Raw genomic sequence first — 21860 nt, forward strand, 5'->3', positions numbered from 1 at the left:
TTCAAGGATTGAATATGACCGTTGCCCTGAAAAAGCAGCTTGATGAAAGCCTGCGCGATGCCCAGTTGGCGTATTACCTTGCCAAGGTTGCGCCTATAAAAGGTCCGAAGCTCAAGACTGCCGAGGATCTCTACGAACACTGGTTACTCGATGTGCTGGTCAGCCAGGATGTGCCTACCACACCGGTTGCCTGTGCAATTGCCAGCCTGCAGCAATACGTCAATCGCATCCTGATGAACATGGAGCCGGGTTACGACTCGGCAAGCATAACGCCCGAACGTTTGCGTCTTTGGCGCAACGAGATGCATCAGTATCCCACCTGGGCCGCTCATCAAAAGCTGCTGTATTTCCCCGCGGTGTACCTGGACCCAAGCCTGAGAGACAACAAAAGCCACAATTTCCGGCAACTGGAAAACGACCTGAACCAGAACCGCATTCAACCCGGCGCCGTTCAGTCAGCCGTGCTGGCCTACCTGACACGGTTCGAAGAAGTCGCCAACCTGAACATCCTCAACGGCTATATCGATAGCGACGATTTCGCCAACGGCACCTACTACTTCATTGCCAAATCCCGCAGCGAAAATACCTACTTCTGGCGCTCGTTGAACATGGCTCAACGCCCGTTCACCAGCGCGTCTACGCAGGAAAATGCACCCAAACAGGATCAACCTCATCCGCTAGCCTGGTCGGATTGGGAAAAAGCCGACGTGCCGATTCCGAACGATGCTGTCGAGCATTCCATTCGTCCGGTGTGGTTCAACAATCGTCTGTTCATTATCTGGGCAGAATGCGTTCATCAGGACCCTGCTGCGGTCAACTCCGCATCCTCGCAGACCGGTGAAAGCGCAAAACAACAGAGCAACCCTTTGCTGCGGTTGAACCTTTGCTACAAAAAACATGACGGTAGCTGGAGCACGCCCCGCACATGCCTGCAAGGTTACTGCGCAGATGAAACGCTACGTGGCAAGGACCTGAACGCCATCAAGCCATTGATTGACTCCCTCGCGGTGCATCACCAAAAAGAATCTCACGATGTGCTGTTCGTCGCCCTGTGCGCTCTGAAGGAAACCGCGAGTTCAACAGAGCCTGCCGAAAACGGATTCATTTTTGTACAAACGGCATGCATCGACCACAACCTCACTATCGAACCGGGCGTCTTAAAAACCGGAAACAATGGCGGGGTAGAAAACGGCAAAACGTCTCGCCACATCAATCAAAAAGAGATCATTCAATTACTTCGCCACAGTAGCCGCAGTGACGCCAGCGCACTAAAAATCCACTCAAGTTTGCAGTTCAAAACGCACGCCCAGCCTATATTTTCGCAATACACCACGCCGTATCCCACAGATGCAGCCGTGTGGAATTTCCATGGACACCAGACTTCAATAAGTTCGGAGTCACGGTTTGACGCGGACACGTCAGCCTTTACGCTTAATCTGACAACCCAACATGACGGCACAACGCTTTTAAGACTCGGCAACCTCTCAAAATCGAATCCAGTGCCAGAGTTACTTCTAATACTTCCCGACCTGGATTTCTCGCAATCACCCTATGTGAAGCTGGGTTATGGCTCAACGCTGACGCTACCTGCCGACATCAACAATGATCTCGCCAACACGCTGTCCCTGGATGGCCATTCGACAGACGTTCTGAGAGACCGAGCCATCGGCTCTGGCTTCTCATTCGACAAGGGAGACGATATAAGCGGCAAGTTCATGTCCACCGTCGCATTGCGGCATCTTGTGCATCTGGATAAATCTCAAACGCTCAGCATTTCCCTGACAAACAAATTTGGCCGTAGAACATTCGATCACCTTCAAGTTTCCGATGAGGGGCATCTAAACGCCCACCATATAATTTTCCGAAAAACCAATGCCAACGAAAAAATCAATGTTGATTATTCGAACCTGACGGTGATTGCAAAATCGCTAGGCGCCAGGCATCTGAAGGAGAGTTTTTCGTATACCTGGCAGAGCGACGCTGTCAGAAAAGAAGGTGAGACGTTCTACTACGGTGTCGCGTGGAGCCGCTCTGATGATCCGCAAAAGACAGCTTTTTCCGCCCTCAAATCCCTGGAACTGAAATTTCCTCTCGCCGCGGATTCCCGCTTACCTCCAACAATTACCGGCGACGGCACCAGCCAACTGGGGACCGCGCAAGCGCTTGATTTCTCATCGTCGGATATCAAGCACAGCGACAGCCGCCAGCAGCCTCGTCAGCCAATCCGCTTGAACACCGTATTTGCCGCCGAGTTGATCCGGCGGACAGAGAACAGTCTCGATGAGTTGTTCGGTTGGGACACGCAGCATCTGCCAGAGCCGCCCCTCTACGGCGACGCCACCAACAGGATGGATTTCCACGGGCCATACGGTCGCTATTTCACAGAACTATTCCTGTATGTGCCATGGCTGATTGCTCACCGATTAAACGTGGAACAGCAGTACGACGAAGCAGAGCGCTGGATCGAGTACCTGTTCAACCCGGCTCGCGGTGGCAACGATCGCCAGTCGCTCTACTGGGGCGCCGTGCCCTTGACCCGTTCCGACGTCGTCTGTTATTGCGATCACGCACCCCATGATCCTCACCAGATCGCCCTCAGCCATCCGGTGCATTTTCGCAAGGCGCTGTATTTTCTGTACCTGGACATTCTGATAAACCGAGGTGATGCCGCGTATCGCGAGCTGTCGCCTGACAGCCTCGGCGAGGCAAAGCTCTGGTATGTGCGAACGCTGGGGCTGCTGGGTTCACGTCCGGTTGTGCAGCGGGCCGATCAATGGGCAGCCATCAACCTGCAAGACTTGAGTAAATCCACCAGCGATGGCTTGCGCGCATTCGAGAGCGCTTTAACCCGATCGGACGCGTTCCCGCAACTGACCATACGACCAGGCGAATCAGGAAAATCAGTGTCCGCTGTCGATACCTCGCACCTGCATCTGCCCTTCAACCCGGCACTGCTCAAGCGCTGGGACATTGCCGAAAGCCGTTTATACAACCTGCGGCATAACCTCGACATCATCGGCAAGCCATTGCACTTGCCGCTGTTTGCCACGCCGCTGGATCCTCGCGACTTGTCCGGCCCCTCTGCACAGGGCGGCTCGGGAGAGGTTGCCTCGCGCTTGCCGAGCACGCCAATCCCGCACTATCGCTTCACGGTCATGCACGGGCAGGCCCTGAATGCCGCGGAAAGTATCTGCCAATTCGGCGCCACGCTGTTGTCGCTGATCGAACGCAAAGAGCAGGCTCATCTGCAGGAATTGCAACAGCAGCAAGCCTGGGAACTGGCGAAGACGTCCGTAGACCTGCAAACCCAGGCGCTGCGCATTGACCGTCAGAATCGCCAGGCATTGCTGGCCAGCAAGGCAATCGTCCAGGGTCGGGTCAATCACTACCAGCAATTGCTGGAAAAGGACGTCAACGCAACCGAATCCCAGGCCAGTCAGCTGTATTTGAGCAGCGGCACATCGGAGGCTACGGCCTCGGCAGCGCAGGTCGTGGCGGGCGGCATGATGATGGTTCCCACCATCTTCGGTTTCAGCAATGGCGGCAGTCGTTGGGAAGGCGCGATGCACGCAGCCACGGCGTTGGCGCAACGCTCCGCCATCTCGGACCGTACCGCGGCGGCCCATCTCGACCGAACAGCGCAATTCAGTCGACGCCGTGAGGAATGGACGCTGACCCGTGACCAGGCACAACTCGAATTGGCACAGATCGAGGCGCAACTCGCCCATTTCACCGAGCAGGAAACCGCCACACGCCTGCAATTACGTCAGGCCGAAACGACCCTGAGCCAGACCAGGGCCAGCTACGACTTCCTCAGCAAACGTTTCACCCAATCGCAGCTCTACCAGTGGCTCAACAGCCAGTTCGCCGCGCTTTACTACCAGGCTTACGACGTCGTTCTGGCGCTGAGCCTGGCCGCTGAAGCCTGCTGGCAATACGAACGCGCCGATTTCACCACGCGCTACGTTCGACCCGAGGCCTGGAACACAACCTACCGGGGACTTGGCGCGGGGGAGCAGTTGAAGCTGAGCCTGCTGAAAATGCAGGCTGACTATCTGCAACGTCACGAGCGCGAGCTGGAAATTCGCAAGACGGTGTCGCTGCGTCAGATCAAGGAAAAGGACCGTTCAGTCAATAAGACCTGGGCGCAGATTCAATCTGACCTCAAGAACGGTGCTTGTGATTTCGAACTGACCCACGCCATGTTCGAGGAGGATTACAAAAACCAGAACCATTACCTGCGGCGCATCAAGTCCGTCAGTGTGTCCTTGCCCGCCCTGCTCGGCCCCTATGAGAACATCCGCGCAACGCTGACCCAGACCGCCAGTAAAGTGTTCCTGTCAGCCGAGGAAAAAGCGCCGGGCATGGAGAGCAAACGCGCCAGCCAGCAAGTCGCCCTCTCCACAGGCGTCGACGACAACGGCCTGTTCACCCTCAACGTCAACGATGACCGTTACCTGCCTTTCGAATACACCGGCGCCATCTCCACCTGGCGTTTGACCTTCCCGAACCCCGAAGCGCAGAAAACCATGCTGGAGTCACTGACCGACATCATCGTGCACGTGAGCTACACGGCCCGAGTCGGAGGTGCGCAATGAACGAGCAGAGCGCATTGCCGGTCAACGCGCCGTCACTGCCCAAGGGTGGCGGGGCCATTCAAAGCATCGGTAAAGGCTGGGGCGCGATCGGCGCCCACGGCGCGGCATCCTATGAGCTGACCTTGCCGATTTCACCGGGGCGTGGTTTTGCGCCTTCTCTGGCGCTCGGTTACACCAGTTCGGTCGGCAACAGTGCGTTCGGCATCGGCTGGGGACTGTCGCTACCCACCGTTGCACGACGCACCCGCAAAGGTGTGCCGGCCTATGACGACGATGACGAGATTGTCGGGGCCAACGGTGTTGTCTGGATGCCCGAGCGCGACGCAACGGGCGTTGTCGTCGTTACCGCCATCAAGCACTACAACGACCTCGAACTTGAAACGACCTACACCGTCCTGCGCCACTTTCCACGTGTGGAAAGCAGCTTCGACCGCATTGAACATTGGTCCTCCGAAAACGACAAAGCCGGTTTCTGGCTGGTGCACGGGGCCGATGGCAGCCTTCATCTGTACGGAAAAAATCCGCCTTCGCGCCGTGCCGATCCGCAGGCACTGGAACAGGTCTGCGAATGGCTGCTGGAGGAGAGCCTGAATGCCCACGGCGAGCACATTCTTTACCAGTACAAGGCAGATTGCGCACAGCGTTACCTGAGCCGCGTGAGCTATGGCAATGTCGAGGCCGACGCGCAGCTGTACGCATGGAATGCCGATCGACTGAAGTTGGCGCAGTGGCATTTCGAACTGGTATTCGACTACGGCGAACGCAGTACCGACTACGACGCGAAACCCGCCTACGACGGCCTTCAGTGGCATGCACGTGACGATGGGTTTTCCAGCTTCGCCTGCGGCTTTGAATTACGCACTGAACGCCTGTGCCGCCAGGTGCTGATGTTCCACCGTTTTCCCGATGAACTGGGCGCCGCCCCCGTTCTGGTGCGACGACTGCTGCTCGAATACCGCCAAACGTCCCTGGGTTATCAGCATTTAAGCGCGGCCCACGAGCAGGCATTTGGCAGCGCCGGCACCGCCGAGAACCGTCCTCCCGTCGAGTTCACCTACAGCGAGTTCAAGTGCTTGCCCGATGCACGGGTCTGGCAGCCTGTTCAGGACATGCCCGGTGTCAACGATGGCAGAGGTTATCAACTGGTCGACCTGTACGGAGAAGGCCTGCCCGGTGTGCTCTTTCGCAACGACGCTGGCTGGCATTACCGTGAACCCATGCGGGACACAGCCAGGCCCGATAAAGTGACCTACGATGATTGGCGAGCATTGCCCGCCATTCCCGTTGCGGATACTACGAAACCGCTGCGCCAGACACTCGGCGACCTTACAGGGGATGGCCGGTTGGACTGGGTCATTGCTCAGCCGGGGTACAGCGGTTTTTTTTCACTGGGTCCGGATCGTGACTGGTCGGACTTGGCCTCCTTCAGTGCCTTCCCGGCGGAGTTTTTCCATCCGCAAGGGCAGTTGGCCGATCTGATGGGCGAAGGGCTCAACGACCTGGCATTGATCGGTCCGCGCAGCGTGCGCTTGTACGCCAATCAGCGAGAACAGGGTTTTTCGGCGGCTCGTGAAGTGCTTCGTCAGCAAGACGAAGACGCCCTTCCTTTACTGAGCTCTTCATCCAGCGAACTGGTGGCTTTCAGCGATGTACTGGGAACCGGCCAACAACACTTGGTGCGCATTCGTCACAACGAAATCAAGTGCTGGCCCACTCTGGGCCGCGGACGTTTTGGCAAAGGGCGGGTGCTGGGCTCGCCAGGGCTGGCGTACGAGACGTTCGATGCCGCACGTATTCGCCTGGCCGATCTGGACGGTTCCGGCGCTGCCGACCTGATCTATCTGGAAGCGGATCGGGCGCTGATTTTCATGAACCGCAGCGGCAATGGATTCGAGCCTCAGGTTTCGCTGCCCTGGCCAACCGGTGTCCGCTACGACTCGCTATGCCAGGTGAGCATCGCCGACTTGCAGGGTCTCGGCTGTTCCAGCCTGGTCCTGAGCGTTCCGCACATGACGGCGCAGCATTGGCGGTACGACTTCGTCGACGCTAAACCGTACCTGCTCACCGGCACCAATAACAACATGGGCGCGGCCGCGAGCATCAGTTACCGCAGCTCCGCACAGGAATGGCTGGATGAAAAAGCGCAAAGAATCAAAGCCGGCCAACCCCTGACCTGTCATCTGCCGCTCGCGCTGCATGTGGTATCGAAGCAAACGCAGCATGACGAAATTACCGGCAACCTGCTGACCCAGCGCTTTTCTTATCGCCAAGGCTATTACGACGGTATCGAGCGGGAGTTTCGCGGCTTCGGCCTGTTGCAGCAAACCGACAGTGAATCCCACCCCGGCGATGCTGACTCGCAGGATTTTACGACACCGTGCCTGAAAAAAAGCTGGTTCCATACCGGTGGAGCCGTGGATCTGCCCCGCACCGGTTATCACGAAGGGGACACGGCTGCCGTGGCACTGGGCAAGGCACTGCTTTGCCAATATCAACCGGGGAGCGAGGGTGACACGCTCATCTCCTCACCGGATCCTGCAACCGCTCTGGAAATGGCTCGAGCCCTGAGTGGGCATTTGCTGCGCAGCGAAATCTTCGGCGTCGATGAACGGTTGATGCGCACAACGCTGTATTCGGTTCAGGAACACCGATATCGGGTGCGTATGCTCCACGCCCCGGAGGGCAGTCGGCGCTATGCCCGGATGCTGCCGTTACCGCTGGAAACCCTCGATTACCAATACGAAGGCATTGTCGATGACCCGCAATGCCAGCACATCCTCAATCTGCAGCACGACTTCTATGGCGCGCTGACCCACAGCGTGACGGTCCGTTATGCCCGGCGCAAAACCCTCCGGGATGACTCGCGGCTCAGCGCAATGGACGAGATTGAATGGTGGAAGTCTGCCCATGATCCAGCGCAGCAGTTGCACTTTCTGCACGAAACTCGCGCCGAATTCATTCACCTCAGTCAACCCCAGGCATGGCGGCTGGGTCTGCCTTTTCGACGACGTACCAATGCACTGGAACGCCCCAAGTCCCCCGAAACCGGCGGGGTTATCACCACGAACCTGAATTGCGAAACGCTGATCAAACTTGCCAGCGAACAGGCCTGGGCAACCGAAGTCACCCTGACCGGCCTCTCCGTCCAGCGCTACAAGAACACCGTGACCCGTGAAATTCTGGAGGATGGGCATGCGCACTTTGAAGCCTTGCCAGATCACCTGGAAACTGCCGAGCTGGATGAAACAGCGTTCAAAGCCTTCGACGTATTGACGCAATCGACACGTCCCAAAGGGGGGCTGCTCACCCGAATGGGTTACCAGCGCATGACCGGTTTTTTCCCCGATGACACGCCCCCCAACGGTAAAACCCCCAAGCAGCTCTGGTCGATCAAGAGTGGCTTTGGCACCTACGCCACGTTGCAGGGCTTTTACAAACCTCAGACGGTACAGCCCAGTAAAAGCCATGGTGTCATTGCGGTCAGCTACGACCGGTACCAATGTTTCGTCAGCGAATTCAAACGCCCGGATGGTTGCATCACCAAGGCTGTTCACGACTATCGCTCGTTGGGCGCTCTGCGCATCACCGACCCGAATGGCAACATTCAAGAAGCGCTTTACGACAACTTTGGCCAGATACAGGCCAGCAGTGTCTACGGCAAGGAGGGCAACAAATTCGTCGGTTTCAAGCCGCTCACTGATTACCGCCGCACGACAGATCTCCGCCCGGCCGATGCCATCGAAGACAGTAAAAAAGCGCTGCAGAACGCCGCGAGCGCCATATTCACCGCCCCGTTCAGCTGGATGGCGCGCGTCTCGGACAGCGGGATGAAGGACGCTGGCTGGCTGGCACGTTGCATCGCGAAAAGTGAGGTGCTGCCCGGTGGATTCATTCGCGCCCAAGCCCGAAAACGCCTGGCCGACCTTGAGTCGCTGTCTTCCGACGAAGTGAAATTGAAAGCCGAAATCGATGCCTCAATCCGCGAGCCAGTCCATACCGTCGCCCTCGTTGCCGATCGTTATCCCGACGATGACCAGCAACAGATCCGCATCACCCTGACCGGCTTCGATGGCTTCGGCCGAACCTTGCAAACCAAGCAACAGGTCGAACCGGGAATGGCCTACGCCGTGTCCACCCAGGGAGCGTTGCAACTCAAGGACGGACAACCAACGGAGCGGATCGCAGCGAAGCGCTGGCGTGTCAGTGAACGGGTGGAATACAACAACAAGGGTTTGGCGATCCGCGTCTACCGCCCTTACTTCGCCGATCAGCATCGCTATATCAACGATTCGTCCCTGCGGGAGTCTGGTCACTGCGACCTGCAGTTTTACGATGCATTGGGGCGCCTGGTGCGCACGCGTCTTGCAAAACAGGACGGCCATTCCTATAGGCGGCGCCAAACCCGTCACCCTTGGTACACCGTGGATGAGGACGAGAACGATACGCTGGAAGAAGTCATGGCCGAACAGTCCTCGGCCACCACCGGAGGTAAGGCATGAACGCGCGCCTTCACCGCAAGACCCCCACGATCAGCGCTATCGACAGCCGCGGCCTGCCGGTGCGGCACATCGCGTACTGGCGCCGCAGTGCCGACGACAATCCTCAAGCGCGAATCACCCGTCAGACCCACGACGTTGCCGGACGCCTGGTTGCGCAATGGGACCCACGCCTGTTTGGCAACGCACCGGATGCCAATCAGAAGATCGTCTACAGCCTGTCCGGCAAAACAGTACGGGTCGACAGCGTCGACGCCGGATGGCGCTTGAGTTTGCCTGGTGACGCCGGCCAGACAGTGCACAGCTGGGATCAGCGCGGCACCCATTGGAAAACCACCTACGACGATCAATTGAGGCCGACCGTCATCCAGGAGGAAACACGCGATGGATCGCTGCGGGTGATCGAACGCCTCGGCTATGGCGACAGCTCGGCGCAATCGGCCGGACACAATCGTTGCGGTGCGTTGATTCGACACGATGACGCCGCCGGTACGCTGCTCATCCATGAATACGCACTGTGCGCCAAACCCGTCAGACACATACGCCGCTTCTTCTTCGATCCCACACAGGCGAATTGGCCAACAGACGCAGCCTATCGTGACGATCTGCTTGAAGCGGGCGATGGCCATGAAACGGCTTGGCGATACGATGCCCTGGGCGAAACAATCCAGCAGATCGATGCCGGTAAGCACCGACAGCGCTTCTCGTTTGATCTTGCCGGCCAGCTCAAATCCATCAGCCTGCTGATCAAGGACGCGACCACTGAACAGGTGATCCTCAAGGACCTTCTTTACAATGCATTTGGCCAGATCCAGGCCAAGACCGCCGGCAACGGTGTTGTCAGCCGCGCCGTGTTTGATCCGGCCAGCGGTCGCCTGACATCACTCAGCGCAACCGCATCCGGCAATACCCTGCAGGACTTGCACTACGACTATGACGCAGTGGGTAACGTGACGCGCATCGAGGACAGGGCTCAACCCGTGAAGTTCGGCAGCAACCAGCGGGTCGAAGCCGTCAGCCACTTCACCTATGACAGCCTCTATCAACTGACCAGTGCGACGGGCCGAGAGGCCGCGGCACAGGCGATCCAGCTGCAGCTGCCACGCGCCAGCCGGGCACCGATTGACGCGCTGCAACTGTTCAACTTTACCGAACACTACGAATACGACAGCGGCGGTAACCTGACGCAGCTGCGCCATGTCCGCGACCGCAACAACTACACCCGCACGCTGAACGTCGCGACTGACAGCAATCGATTGCTGTCCTGGAACAAGGGTGATTCGACACCCCGGTTGAATGCGGGGTTTGATGACAACGGAAATCAACAGGCCCTGAACCCGGACCAGACGCTGGAATGGAACGCGCGCAATCAACTTGTCAGCGTCACGCTGGTCCCCCGTGATGACGGGCGCGAAGACATCGAGGAGTACCGCTACGACAGCGGCGGTCAAAGGGTACGCAAGGTACAGACAACCTACGCAGCATCGATGACTCATACCCGAGAAGTCCGCTACCTGCCCGGCCTCGAAATCCGCACCCGCCATAACGAGCGCCTCGAAGTCATTACCCTGCAGGCCGGTCGTTGCAGTGTGCGTTATCTGCATTGGACTAAAGGCAGGCCCGCCGGTATCGCGACCCATCAACTGCGCTACAGCCTGAACGACCATCTGGGTTCCAGCTCAATGGAACTGGATGATCAGGGGTGGTTGATCAGTCAGGAAAGCTATTTGCCCTATGGGGGAACGGCCTGGTCGGCGTCGCGCTCGGAGGTGGAGGCGGACTATCGAACCCTCCGCTATTCCGGCAAGGAGCGTGATGCCAGTGGGTTGTATTACTACGGTCACCGGTATTACGCGACGTGGTTGCAGCGCTGGATCAGCCCCGATCCGGCGGGGGCCGCGGATGGGTTGAATCTGTACTGCATGGTGGGGAACAACCCCGTGAGATTTTTCGATCAGCAAGGGTTGGGAAAAGTGGAGCTGATCGATTACAGCTTCCCTTGGAACAAGGATGCAATTGCGCAAAAAATCGTAATGACCTCGAGCCCAAACGTGGCCGGCCCATCAAAAAAACAGCCCAAACCCTCGGCAAATGCCGCTGGGAGCGATCCCCAGCGCGGCCTCAGCAAAAACAGCCTCAAAGACCTTGTCGTTCACTCTTATGCCACCTTTTCAGATCCCCAATATGAGTGGCTGGTGAAAGCTTCCGGTTTCTACAATATCAAAGGGCCCAAATCCGGCCCGACGGGATACCGCGGGGTGGACAGCAACTATGCAGGCACCGCTACGAGTCCTGATTTCTACTTGAACTTCGGCAGCTACAAAATCAGTCATACAGCTGATTACATGGCAGATCTAGCCAGTCGATACCACGTCACCAAAGATGACCCGCTCCACGAAATAAAAATAAGTCCCGACTTACTGAAGGAACACCCAACGTTAAGCAGAACAAGTGCAAACGCCCATGACCTTCAGCAATGGACCCGAGATTCAATCGAGAAACATATCGATCAGAGTGGCGCGATCATTCCCGTAAGAGCTGGCGCACCCGGGGCTCATGGTGAAGTTCGGGGGCTGAATACAATTGTCGCGCTCTACCCGGACCAGGCGGAGAGATTGCTTGAGTACACAACGGTGTCCACTACCAAATTATTTGGTAACGATGCTGTCGAGCCCTTTATTGCCTGCTTCAATTGCAGCGGCATCATTCCCGATACGGTCAGGGTCTGGACCCGGCGCAACCCCACGGATTACGCAGGCTACAAGGCTCATGTACAGCAAATCAGTGGTGCTGGCCGTTGATAGCATCGCCTGACACAGAAACGTTCTAAAAGCTTTGATAGTTCAAACACTGATCGCATTGGTAAACACCAGGCGATTGCCGAACGGATCACTGATGGTCATGTCCTGACTCCCCCAGGGCATGGCCTGAATCTGTGGATGCGAGAACGGGTAGTCCTTGGCCAGCAGCTGCTGCTGAAAGGCCTCCAGCTCATCGGTCTCGATGCGCAAGGCCGAACCCGGTGTGCTGTCGCCGTGATGCTCTGACAAATGCAGCACGCATTCACCGCGAGAGACTTGCAGGTACAACGGGAAATTCGGCTCGAACCGATGCTGCCAGTCGATCTTGAAACCGAGGAAGTCGACGTAGAATTCCACGGCTTTGTGTTCGTCGAAAATCCGCAGGATCGGGGTGGTTTTGCCGAAGCTCATCTCGTTGCTCCCAGACTGGTAAGGCCCGGATTGTAGCCGGGCTTGTGTTAGCGCTTCGGCTCGTAGACGGTTTTCTTTAGTTGCAATGTGCCACTACGCCAACCCGTTCAAAAAAATGTCGACAGTTCCATCGTCTTCGCTGGCCAGCCAGGTTCCTACGGGGATTTGCGACAGCCTTGAAAACCTGCGCGCAAATCGCCTTGCCGCGCCAGAAACCGCCCCTCTCTTTTCCCGTTCGCCTGCCCCTCGCTGTAACTCAGCACACCGTTGACCCACACCCCGTCGATCCCTTCCGCCGCCCGTTGCGGATCATTGAAATCGGCGACATCGCGAATGGTTTCGGGGTTGAACAGCACCAGGTCCGCCCAATGCCCTTCGCGGATTTCGCCGCGTTCCTTCAAGCCAAAGCGCGCCGCGGACAAGCCGGTCATTTTGTGCACCGCCGTGTGCAGCGGAAACAGCCCGACGTCGCGACTGAAATGCCCGAGCACCCGTGGGAAAGCGCCCCACAAGCGTGGATGCGGGAACGGGTCTTCCGGCAAGCCGTCAGACCCGACCATCGACAGTGGATGCGCGAGGATTCTTCGCACATCGTTTTCATCCATTCCGTAGTAGACCGCGCCAGCCGGTTGTAGCCGGCGGGCAGCATCCAGCAGCGAAACGTTCCATTCGGCGGCGATGTCCATCAGATCGCGGCCACCGAGTTCCGGGTGTGGCGTCGACCAGGTGATGGTGATGCGATGCGCATCGGTGACTTGCTTCAAGTCCAAGGTCGAAGAGCTGGCCGCGTAGGGGTAACAATCGCAGCCCACCGGGTGGGTTTTTGCCGCCTCTTCAAGCGATGCCAACAGCTGCGGACTACGACCCCAATTACCGGCACCGGCACATTTGAGGTGGGAAATGATGACCGGGGATTGGGCATGCCGGCCGATCTGGAACGCCTCGTCCATGGCCTCCAATACCGGCTCGAATTCGCTGCGCAAATGGGTCGTGTACACTGCGCCGAACGCGGTCAGTTCTTCGGTCAGTTGCATCACTTCATCGGTGGACGCCGAGAACGCGCTGGCGTACGCCAGGCCGGTGGATAAACCCAACGCGCCGGCCTCAAGGCTTTCGCGCAACTGCTTGCGCATCGCGCCAATTTCATCCGCCGTGGCGGTGCGAAACAGGTCGTCGAGGTGATTGCTGCGCAACGCCGTATGGCCCACCAGTGCCGCGACGTTCAGCGTGGTGTTCGCCGCTTCGACCGCCGCGCGGTAATCGCCGAAGGTGGGATAAACGAAGGCCGCCGAGGTGCCGAGCAGGTTCATCGGGTCTGGCGGGTCGCCCTTCAGGCTCACCGGTGACGCGCTGATGCCGCAATTGCCGACGATCACCGTGGTCACCCCTTGGCTGAGCTTGGGCAGCATCTGCGGCTGGCGGATCACCACCGTGTCGTCGTGGGTGTGCACATCGATGAAACCCGGTGCCAGCACCCGCCCGGCGGCGTCGATTTCTTCGGTTGCGGTTGCGTCTTGCACGTCGCCGATGCGCTCGATGCGCCCGTTCAGAATCGCCACGTCGGCGCGGTAACCAGGCACGTTGCTGCCGTCGATGATCAGGGCGTTGCGAATCAGCGTGTCGTACATCATGTCAGTCTCCCAGCGGCAAGTGATCGTCGCCGCCGCGGTAATCGTCGAGGGCGAGCTTGATCCGCCGCAGACGTTCTTGATTGTCTTCAGGATTGGCCAGCGCCAGCTCGGTGGCAAGCACGTCGATGGCCAGCAGCATGCCGTAGCGCGCCGCCGTGGGTTTGTAGATGAACGAAGTCTCGGCGCTTTGCAGCGGCAGCACGATGTCGGCCAGTTGCGCCAGCGGCGAGTCGCCACGGGTGATGGCCAGAATCCGTGCGCCGTAGTTGCGCGCCAGCTCCACGGTTTCGAGCAACTCGGGGGTGATGCCGGTCAGCGAGCAGACGATCACCACGTGCTCGGCGCTGAGGCTGGCGGCGGTGATACGCATCATCACCGCGTCATGGCACACCGCAATCGGGTAGCCAAGCCGCACCAGGCGCACTTGCAGTTCATCGCTGCACAAGGTCGAGCAGCCGCCCATGCCGAACGCATGAATCATCCGCGCCTTGCGCAGCAACTTGACCGCATCGGCGAAGCGCGACTCGTCGAACGCCGACAAATGCTGACGCAAGGTCGATTCAATATCGCCAACGATCTGCCCATAAAAAGCCGACTGATCGGGTGTGCCTGCCGGGTCGAGAAAACGACTGCCGACGCCACTGGCCTGAGCCAGTTGCAAGCGCAGATCACGCAGGTCACGACAGCCCACCGTTCGGGCGAAACGCGACAGCGTGGCGGTGCTGACTTCCGCCCGCTGCGCCAGCTCATCGAGGCTGGCCGCCGAGGCAAATCCTACGTCGTCGAGCATCAGCCGAGCGATGCGTCCTTCGCCGGCGCTGAAGGAATCCTGACGGGCGCGGATCTGGTAGAGGATGTCCATGGCAGGCGACTCCGGTTAAATCAGGTAGGAAAGACCCACGGTCAACGCGAAAGCGACCACCGAAATAAGGGTCTCGAGCACGGTCCAGGTCTTGAAGGTCTGGGCGACGGTCATGTTGAAGTATTCCTTGATCAACCAGAAGCCGCCGTCGTTGACGTGGGAAAAGATAACCGACCCGGCGCCCGTCGCCAGCACCAGCAATTCCGGATGCGGATAACCCAGACCCAGCGCCACCGGCGCGACAATCCCCGACGCCGTGGTCATCGCCACCGTCGCAGAACCGGTGGCAATGCGCATCAGCGCCGCGAACAGCCAACCCATGATCAGCGGCGACAGGTGAAATTCGTGGGCCAGGCTGACGATCTGGTCGGTGACCCCGGCCTCCACCAGAATCCGGTTCAAACCGCCACCGGCGCCCACCAGCAAGGTGATGCTGGCGGTCGGCGCCAGGCATTCGTTGGTGAACTTGAGGATCGATTCGCGGTTGAAGCCCTGGGCGATGCCGAGGGTCCAGAAGCTCAGCAAGGTTGCCAGCAACAGGGCGATCACCGAGTTGCCAATAAACAGCAGGAACTGGTTGAAACCGCTGCCCGGCGTGGAAATCAGATTGGCCCAGCCACCGATCAACATCAACACCACCGGCAACAGAATGGTCGCCATGGTGAGGCCGAAGCTTGGCAGGCGCTCACGCGGTTCGCGGTCGAGGAACTGGCGTTCCAGCGGGTTTTCCGCCGGCAGTTGAATGCGCGGCACGATGAACCTGGCGTACAGCGGGCCCGCGATGATCGCGGTCGGAATGCCGATCAGAATCGCATACATCAAGGTCTGCCCAACGGAGGCCTGATACACCTGCACCGCCAGCATCGCCGCCGGATGCGGCGGCACCAGCGCATGCACCACCGACAGGCCGGCGACCATCGGCAAACCGACCATCAGGATCGAGACACCGACACGGCGCGCCACAGTAAAAGCGATCGGCACCAGCAACACAAAACCGACCTCGAAGAACAACGGCAGCCCGACCAGGAACGCGATGCAGACCATCGCCCAGTGCGCGTTCTTCTCGCCGAAACGATCGATCAAGGTCCGCGCCACCTGCTCCGCGCCACCGGACTCGGCCATCATCTTGCCGAGCATCGTGCCCAACGCCACCACCAGCGCAATATGCCCCAGTGTCTTGCCCACGCCCGCCTCGTACGCCCCGACCACGCCGGACGCCGGCATGCCGGCCAGCAGCGCCAGGCCGATGGACACCAGGGTGATCACGATGAACGGATTGAGTCGGTAGCGGGCGATCAGAACGATCAGCGCAATGATGGCGATGGCGGCATACACCAGCAGCCAATAGCCGAAGGACAGGGTCATGCGGTACTCCTCGAAAGGGTCACGTCGAATGGATTGTGAAACTCTTAAAACATTTCGAGAGGTGATTTTCAAACGAGGTGAAAGTTATTTTCGTACAGGGGTAAGGGATGTCGTTTTTGGATATGCAGCGTCGCTGAATATGAAACTCAGCCATGCGAATTTACATCCGCTTCCTGTGAGAGCGGGCTTGCCCGCGAAGAACGATGACGCGGTCTACAGCGAACTCACACCATCTCGTCAAGAATCCACTCAACCACCGACGTCCGCTTTGGCGCCCAGCCCAGCAACACCCGAGCATGCTTGCCGCGCACCCGACTGTTGGAGCCCAAACCATAGTTGGCCATTTCATAACCCCACTCGGCTTCGGCGTCTTTCAACGGCCAATCCTGCGGCTCACCCAGTTTCAACGCCTGGGCAATCGCCGTGGTCATCTCGACGAACGACGCTTCACCGCTTTCAACGAAGTAGAAAGTGCCGGGTACATTTTTCGTCAGTGCCAGCAGATACAGGGCCACCACGTCTTCGATGTGCACGTTGGACCAGATGTTCTGCCCCGTGCCGACTTGCCGGACCACGCCACTTTTGCGCGCCTGTTTCAACAAGCGCGGCAACTGCACGCTGTCACGTTTGACCCCCAGGCTGTGGCCGTAGATCAGGGTGTTGCAGATTACGGCGGAATTCACGCCGTCCTTCGCTGCGGCGAGAATCAGGTTGTCGATGGCCACGCGGGCCGCCTTGTCGACGGTCGGTTCCGGCAGCGTGTCTTCGTAATAGATGACGTCGCTGGATTTGCCGCCCGATGCATCGCCGACGATGCTCGAACCGCTGGTGTGCAGGAACACTTTGTTGGAACCGCGCAAGGCCTCGAGCAACGCTTCCACCGCAGCGCGATGGTCACTGCTGGCGGCGTTGATCACGGCGTCAGCCGCGCGGGCCTGTTCGGCCAATAATGCGCTGTCGTCAAGAGTGCCGATCACCGGGGTGATGCCCAGCGCACGCAATTCATTGGCTTGTTCGGCGCTGCGCACCAGGCCGGTGACTGTATGGCCAGCGCGGATCAGGCCGGTGGCAATGGAGCCGCCGATAAAACCGGCGGCGCCGGTAACGAATACGTTCATGGAGAAACTCCCTGCGTTAATAAGTGATGCAACGAGTATCCAGCAGTGGCCGCCGGCGAAAAATCCCCGCTGACCCAATTCACTCTTGCGCAGGAGTCACGAATCAACCCTTGAAATCTGAATCCGCGTAGACCGCCAATTTGCCCTGGATGAAGTCCAGGAAGCATTGAATCCGCAGGGCCAATTGCGAGTTGCGGTAATACACCGCGTTAATCGGCTGGCGATAGCCGCTGTTGAAATCCGCCAGCAGCACTTTCAAGCGCCCGGCACGAATGTCGTCGATGGTCATGAAGTCCGACAGGCTGGCAATGCCCTGGCCTTGCAACGCCAGGTGCCTGATGGTTTCGCCGCTGGACGCACCGATCGACGCCTGGATCGGCCAGCGATCGCCATGTACGTAACGCAACGGCCACTGGTTGAGGCCTTCGTTTTGGGTGAAGCCCAACAGGGTATGCCCGCTCAACTCTTCAACGACCAGCGGTGTGCCGTGTTGCTCCAGGTAAGCCGGGCTGGCGACGATGTGCAGCGGGCTGCAACCCAGCGAACGAGCGTGCAGGGTCGAGTCGGCCAGCGTACCGATGCGGATAGCGATGTCGGTGCTCTGTTCGAGCAGGTCGATGATCAGGTCGTTGCTATTGAGTTCGAGCTGAATGTCCGGGTAGAGCCGGCGGAATTCGTCGATGTACGGAACAATCGCGTGCAGCATGAACGGCGACGCGGCGTTGATCCGCAAACGCCCGGACGGGGTTTGCTGGCGTGAGGACAGACGCTCTTCGAGTTCGTCCATCTGATCGAGAATCCGCTTGGCGTGCTCGAAGAAATACTTGCCCTCCTCGGTCAGGTCCATCCGCCGGGTGGTGCGGTTGATCAGCGTGGTATCGAGCTTGGCCTCCAGCCGCGACAGGGTGCGACTGACCGCCGAAGGCGTTTGCCCGACCTGTTCGGCGGCGGCGGAAATCGACCCGCACTCAATCACGCAGACGAAAATCTGCAATTCATCGGATCTGGCTTTCACCGGTGTTCCTTATCGAAAATTCATTGGCTCAAATCGCTTTTCGTAGTGTTGGCTTCAGACATCGATAGTAGCCGAGCCTCAGGCCCAGAGGTTGAACACCTCTGGCAGGCTCAGCCCGTCAACAGCTACCCACTGATGAGCAAGTGCCCGCCGAGCACGCCGAGACCAGTGAAGAACACACGCTTGAACAGCACGGCGCTGATCCGCTGGCGCAGCCATTGCCCGAACAGCATGCCGAGCACTGCGGGAATCAGCGCCAGCAATGACGCGCTCAACTCGCCACCGCCCAGCGCCCCGCGCCACAACAGGCCTGCGGCGAGGGCCAGGGTTGACACGGTGAACGACAGGCCCAGCGCCTGCACCAGCTGATCCTTGCTCAAACCCAGGGTTTGCAGGTACGGCACCGCTGGAATCACGAACACCCCGGTGGCGGACGTGATGATACCGGTCAGCAGGCCGCACAGCGGACCGAGCCAGCGTTCGGTGCCTGTTTTTATACGCAAGGTCGGCAGAAACAATCCACTCAGCGCATAGAGCAGCAACGCCCCGCCCAGTCCCCGTACCACCCAATGACCGCCGGACATGCCGATCCACAGTGCGCCGGCACCGGTGCCGATGAAAATCGCCAATAGCATCGGCCATAGCCGTTTCGCCAAATCACGCAGATGCCCGCCGAATGCCAATTGCCAGACGTTGGTGACCGTCGCGGGGATGATCAGCAACGCGGCAGCCTGCGACGGTGCCATAGCCAGACCGAGCAGGCCCATGGCGATGGTCGGCAAGCCGAGGCCGATCACGCCTTTGATCACACCGGCGAGGAGGAAAGTGGCGATGACCATCAGGGACAGGGTCAGGCCGAGGTTTTGGTAGAAAGTGGCAAGTGTAGTCATGGGCGCATTTTGAACCCGGAGTGGCCTTGTGGAAATCCGCCATATACTGAGGGTGCCTCTTGTTTTGATAGAGGCTTAAAAAATGGTCGGGCCGACTGGCGCCATCGCTGGCAAGTCAGCGATGGCGTCCGCCCGGACACTGCACACCTGAAGGTTACTGAATGCACTTCAACCTGACCGACCTGCGCCTCTACCTGCACATCCTCGACAGCGGCAACATCACCGCCGGCGCCGCGCGCAGCCATTTGTCCCTGGCGGCGGCGAGCGCACGCATCCGCGCGATGGAATCTTCGCTCGGCATCGACTTCCTCGAACGTGGTCGGCGCGGTGTCACGCCCACACCCGCAGGCAAAGCCCTGGCGCAGCACGCCCGGCTCTTGCTGCAGCACGCCGAACGCATGCAGCAGGACCTGGCCGAATACGCCAAAGGCGTCAAAGGTCGGGTGCGCCCGTTGTGCAACACCACGGCGATCACCGAGCACTTGCCGGAAGTGCTCGCAGACTTTCTCCGCGACCATCCCAATCTCGACATCGACCTCCAGGAATTGCCCAGTGCTCGCATCACCCACGCGCTGCGCCAAGGTGCCGCCGACCTCGGCATCGTCTCCGACGCGGCGGACACGCATGCACTGAAAACCCTGCCCTTCCGCGACGATCCCCTCGTGCTGATCACGCCGCCCGGGCATCCCTTGGCCGAGGGCGAAACGCCGAGTTTCAGCGACACCCTGCAGCACGATTACGTTGGCCTCAGCGTCAACAGCGCACTGGCGGTATACCTCGAAGAGCAGGCACTGCACGCGGGCGCGCGCCTGCCCATCCGCATCCGCGCGGAAGGTTTTGATGCGGTGATGCGCATGGTCGCTCACGGCGCTGGCCTGGCCATTGTGCCGCTGGCGGCGATCCAGCGCCGGGGCGTCGAGCAACCCTTCAAAAGCTTCGCCCTGAAGGAAGACTGGGCCCGGCGAAAACTGTTGCTGTGCGCCCGTTCATTCACCGGCCTGCCCGGTTATGCCAAGGCGTTGCTCGACGCGTTGCGCGCTGAAAACCCGACTTGAAAACCTCACTTGAAAAACAGTGTTTGGCCCATCCGCCACCTGTATGACAACCGCCGCGCAGAGTAATATCTGCCCCTTCCAATCAGGCTCGGCCGCAACAACAAAAAAGGGAATCAGATGGCGGATGAAATCTTGCAACCGGCAACGCTCAAGCGAGGGTTGAAAAATCGACACATTCAACTGATCGCCTTGGGTGGCGCTATCGGGACAGGGCTGTTCCTGGGCTCCGCCGGCGTGCTCAAGTCCGCCGGACCGTCGATGATCCTCGGCTATGCCATCGCCGGGTTCATTGCGTTCCTGATCATGCGCCAACTCGGCGAGATGATCGTCGAGGAACCGGTGGCCGGCTCTTTCAGCCACTTCGCGCACAACTACTGGGGCGGTTTCGCCGGTTTCCTGTCCGGCTGGAACTATTGGGTGCTGTACGTGCTGGTGGGCATGGCCGAGCTGACCGCCGTCGGCAAGTACGTGCAATTCTGGTGGCCGGACGTGCCGACCTGGGTCAGCGCGGCGGTGTTCTTCGTACTGGTCAACCTGATCAATACGCTTAACGTCAAAGTCTTTGGCGAGATGGAATTCTGGTTCGCGATCATCAAGGTCGTCGCCATCATTGGCATGATCCTCCTCGGCTGCTACATGCTGTTCAGCGGCACCGGCGGCCCGCAAGCGTCGGTGAGCAACCTGTGGAGCCACGGCGGATTCTTCCCCAACGGCACCAACGGCCTGCTGATGGCGATGGCGTTCATCATGTTTTCTTTCGGTGGCCTGGAACTGGTCGGCATCACCGCCGCCGAAGCCAGCGAGCCGAGAAAGGTCATTCCCAAAGCCATCAACCAGGTGGTTTACCGGGTGCTGATTTTTTACGTCGGCGCACTCACGGTGCTGCTGTCGCTGTATCCCTGGGACCAACTGCTGGAGACGCTCGGTGCTTCGGGCGATGCTTACAGTGGCAGTCCGTTCGTGCAGATTTTCGCCCTGATCGGCAGTGACACCGCCGCGCAAATCCTCAACTTCGTGGTGCTCACCGCCGCTCTGTCGGTCTACAACAGCGGCGTTTACTGCAACAGCCGCATGCTCTACGGCCTGGCCGAACAAGGCGATGCACCGAAGGCTTTGATGAAGCTGAACAAGCAAGGCGTACCGCTGCTGGCACTGGGTGTTTCGGCGCTGATCACGATGTTGGCTGTGCTGGTCAATTATGTTGCGCCGCATGAAGCGCTGGAGTTGTTGTTCGCCCTGGTGGTCGCCTCGCTGATGATCAACTGGGCACTGATCAGCCTGACGCATTTGAAGTTTCGCAAGGCCATGACCCAGCGCGGGGTCGTACCGGGCTTCAAGGCGTTCTGGTCGCCGTACACCAATTATGTGTGCCTGGCGTTCATGGCCGTGATCATCTGCGTCATCTGGATGATTCCGCCGGTGCGCGCTTCGGTGTACGCCATGCCGGTGTGGGTGTTGCTGATCTACGGTTGCTACCGGCTGCGCATCGCACGGCAGCGCAACGTGCCAGTGGCACAATAAACACCGAATAAAAAAACGCCCCGGCATTCGACGAATACCGGGGCGTTTTTTTATGGCTTGCGCCAGTGACCGAGCGTTTCTGGACACCTCGATGTCG

12 protein-coding genes are annotated in these 21860 nt (G+C 59.1%); 5 read left to right on the forward strand and 7 right to left on the reverse strand.

Going from position 1 to position 21860, the window contains the following annotated elements; all coding sequences use genetic code 11:
* Window positions 1–14 precede the first annotated feature (14 nt).
* The 3 genes from ACYZT4_RS17155 to ACYZT4_RS17165 are packed head-to-tail and all read left to right on the forward strand — an operon-like array spanning window position 15 to window position 11895.
* Window positions 15–4598, forward strand: coding sequence for a Tc toxin subunit A-related protein (locus ACYZT4_RS17155; protein WP_461981572.1), 4584 nt, complete (start codon window positions 15–17; stop codon window positions 4596–4598).
* Window positions 4595–9097 (forward strand): SpvB/TcaC N-terminal domain-containing protein, encoded by a 4503-nt coding sequence (locus ACYZT4_RS17160; RefSeq protein WP_461981574.1) that lies wholly within the window; start codon window positions 4595–4597, stop codon window positions 9095–9097. The genes ACYZT4_RS17155 and ACYZT4_RS17160 overlap by 4 nt, the downstream gene beginning before the upstream one ends.
* The gene (locus ACYZT4_RS17165; protein WP_461981576.1) at window positions 9094–11895 is read left to right on the forward strand and encodes an RHS repeat domain-containing protein; all 2802 of its coding nucleotides are present in this window, start codon (window positions 9094–9096) and stop codon (window positions 11893–11895) included. The genes ACYZT4_RS17160 and ACYZT4_RS17165 overlap by 4 nt, the downstream gene beginning before the upstream one ends.
* 42 nt (window positions 11896–11937) lie before the next feature.
* Here ACYZT4_RS17165 and ACYZT4_RS17170 read toward each other — a convergent pair whose 3' ends face one another.
* The 7 genes from ACYZT4_RS17170 to ACYZT4_RS17200 all read right to left on the reverse strand — a co-directional run bounded on the left by ACYZT4_RS17170 (window position 11938) and on the right by ACYZT4_RS17200 (window position 19187).
* Window positions 11938–12306, reverse strand: a complete 369-nt coding sequence (locus tag ACYZT4_RS17170) for a glyoxalase superfamily protein (RefSeq protein WP_461981578.1) — start codon at window positions 12304–12306, stop codon at window positions 11938–11940.
* Between the two features lie 155 nt (window positions 12307–12461).
* A complete protein-coding gene (locus ACYZT4_RS17175) occupies window positions 12462–13937 on the reverse strand; it encodes an N-acyl-D-amino-acid deacylase family protein (protein WP_461981580.1) in 1476 nt (491 codons plus the stop codon).
* 1 nt (window position 13938) lies between these two features.
* On the reverse strand, window positions 13939–14799 hold the full coding sequence (locus tag ACYZT4_RS17180) for a MurR/RpiR family transcriptional regulator (RefSeq protein ID WP_461981582.1): 861 nt from the start codon (window positions 14797–14799) through the stop codon (window positions 13939–13941).
* 15 nt (window positions 14800–14814) lie between these two features.
* Window positions 14815–16164, reverse strand: a complete 1350-nt coding sequence (locus ACYZT4_RS17185) for a GntT/GntP/DsdX family permease (RefSeq protein WP_461981584.1) — start codon at window positions 16162–16164, stop codon at window positions 14815–14817.
* 224 nt (window positions 16165–16388) lie between these two features.
* Window positions 16389–17282 (reverse strand): NAD-dependent epimerase/dehydratase family protein, encoded by an 894-nt coding sequence (locus ACYZT4_RS17190; RefSeq protein ID WP_461981586.1) that lies wholly within the window; start codon window positions 17280–17282, stop codon window positions 16389–16391.
* Between the two features lie 103 nt (window positions 17283–17385).
* The gene (locus ACYZT4_RS17195; RefSeq protein ID WP_461981588.1) at window positions 17386–18297 is read right to left on the reverse strand and encodes a LysR substrate-binding domain-containing protein; all 912 of its coding nucleotides are present in this window, start codon (window positions 18295–18297) and stop codon (window positions 17386–17388) included.
* 125 nt (window positions 18298–18422) lie between these two features.
* A complete protein-coding gene (locus ACYZT4_RS17200; RefSeq protein WP_461981590.1) occupies window positions 18423–19187 on the reverse strand; it encodes a sulfite exporter TauE/SafE family protein in 765 nt (254 codons plus the stop codon).
* A 161-nt stretch (window positions 19188–19348) separates the two neighbouring features.
* Between ACYZT4_RS17200 and ACYZT4_RS17205 the strand changes: the two genes are divergently transcribed.
* Together ACYZT4_RS17205 and ACYZT4_RS17210 are read left to right on the forward strand one after the other, a co-directional pair.
* Window positions 19349–20242 carry a LysR substrate-binding domain-containing protein gene (locus ACYZT4_RS17205; protein ID WP_461981592.1) on the forward strand — a complete coding sequence of 298 codons (894 nt, stop codon included), beginning with the start codon at window positions 19349–19351 and terminating at the stop codon, window positions 20240–20242.
* A 117-nt stretch (window positions 20243–20359) separates the two neighbouring features.
* Window positions 20360–21763 carry an amino acid permease gene (locus ACYZT4_RS17210; RefSeq protein ID WP_461981594.1) on the forward strand — a complete coding sequence of 468 codons (1404 nt, stop codon included), beginning with the start codon at window positions 20360–20362 and terminating at the stop codon, window positions 21761–21763.
* Window positions 21764–21860 lie beyond the last annotated feature (97 nt).

It is taken from the genome of Pseudomonas sp. GB2N2, from assembly GCF_054897705.1.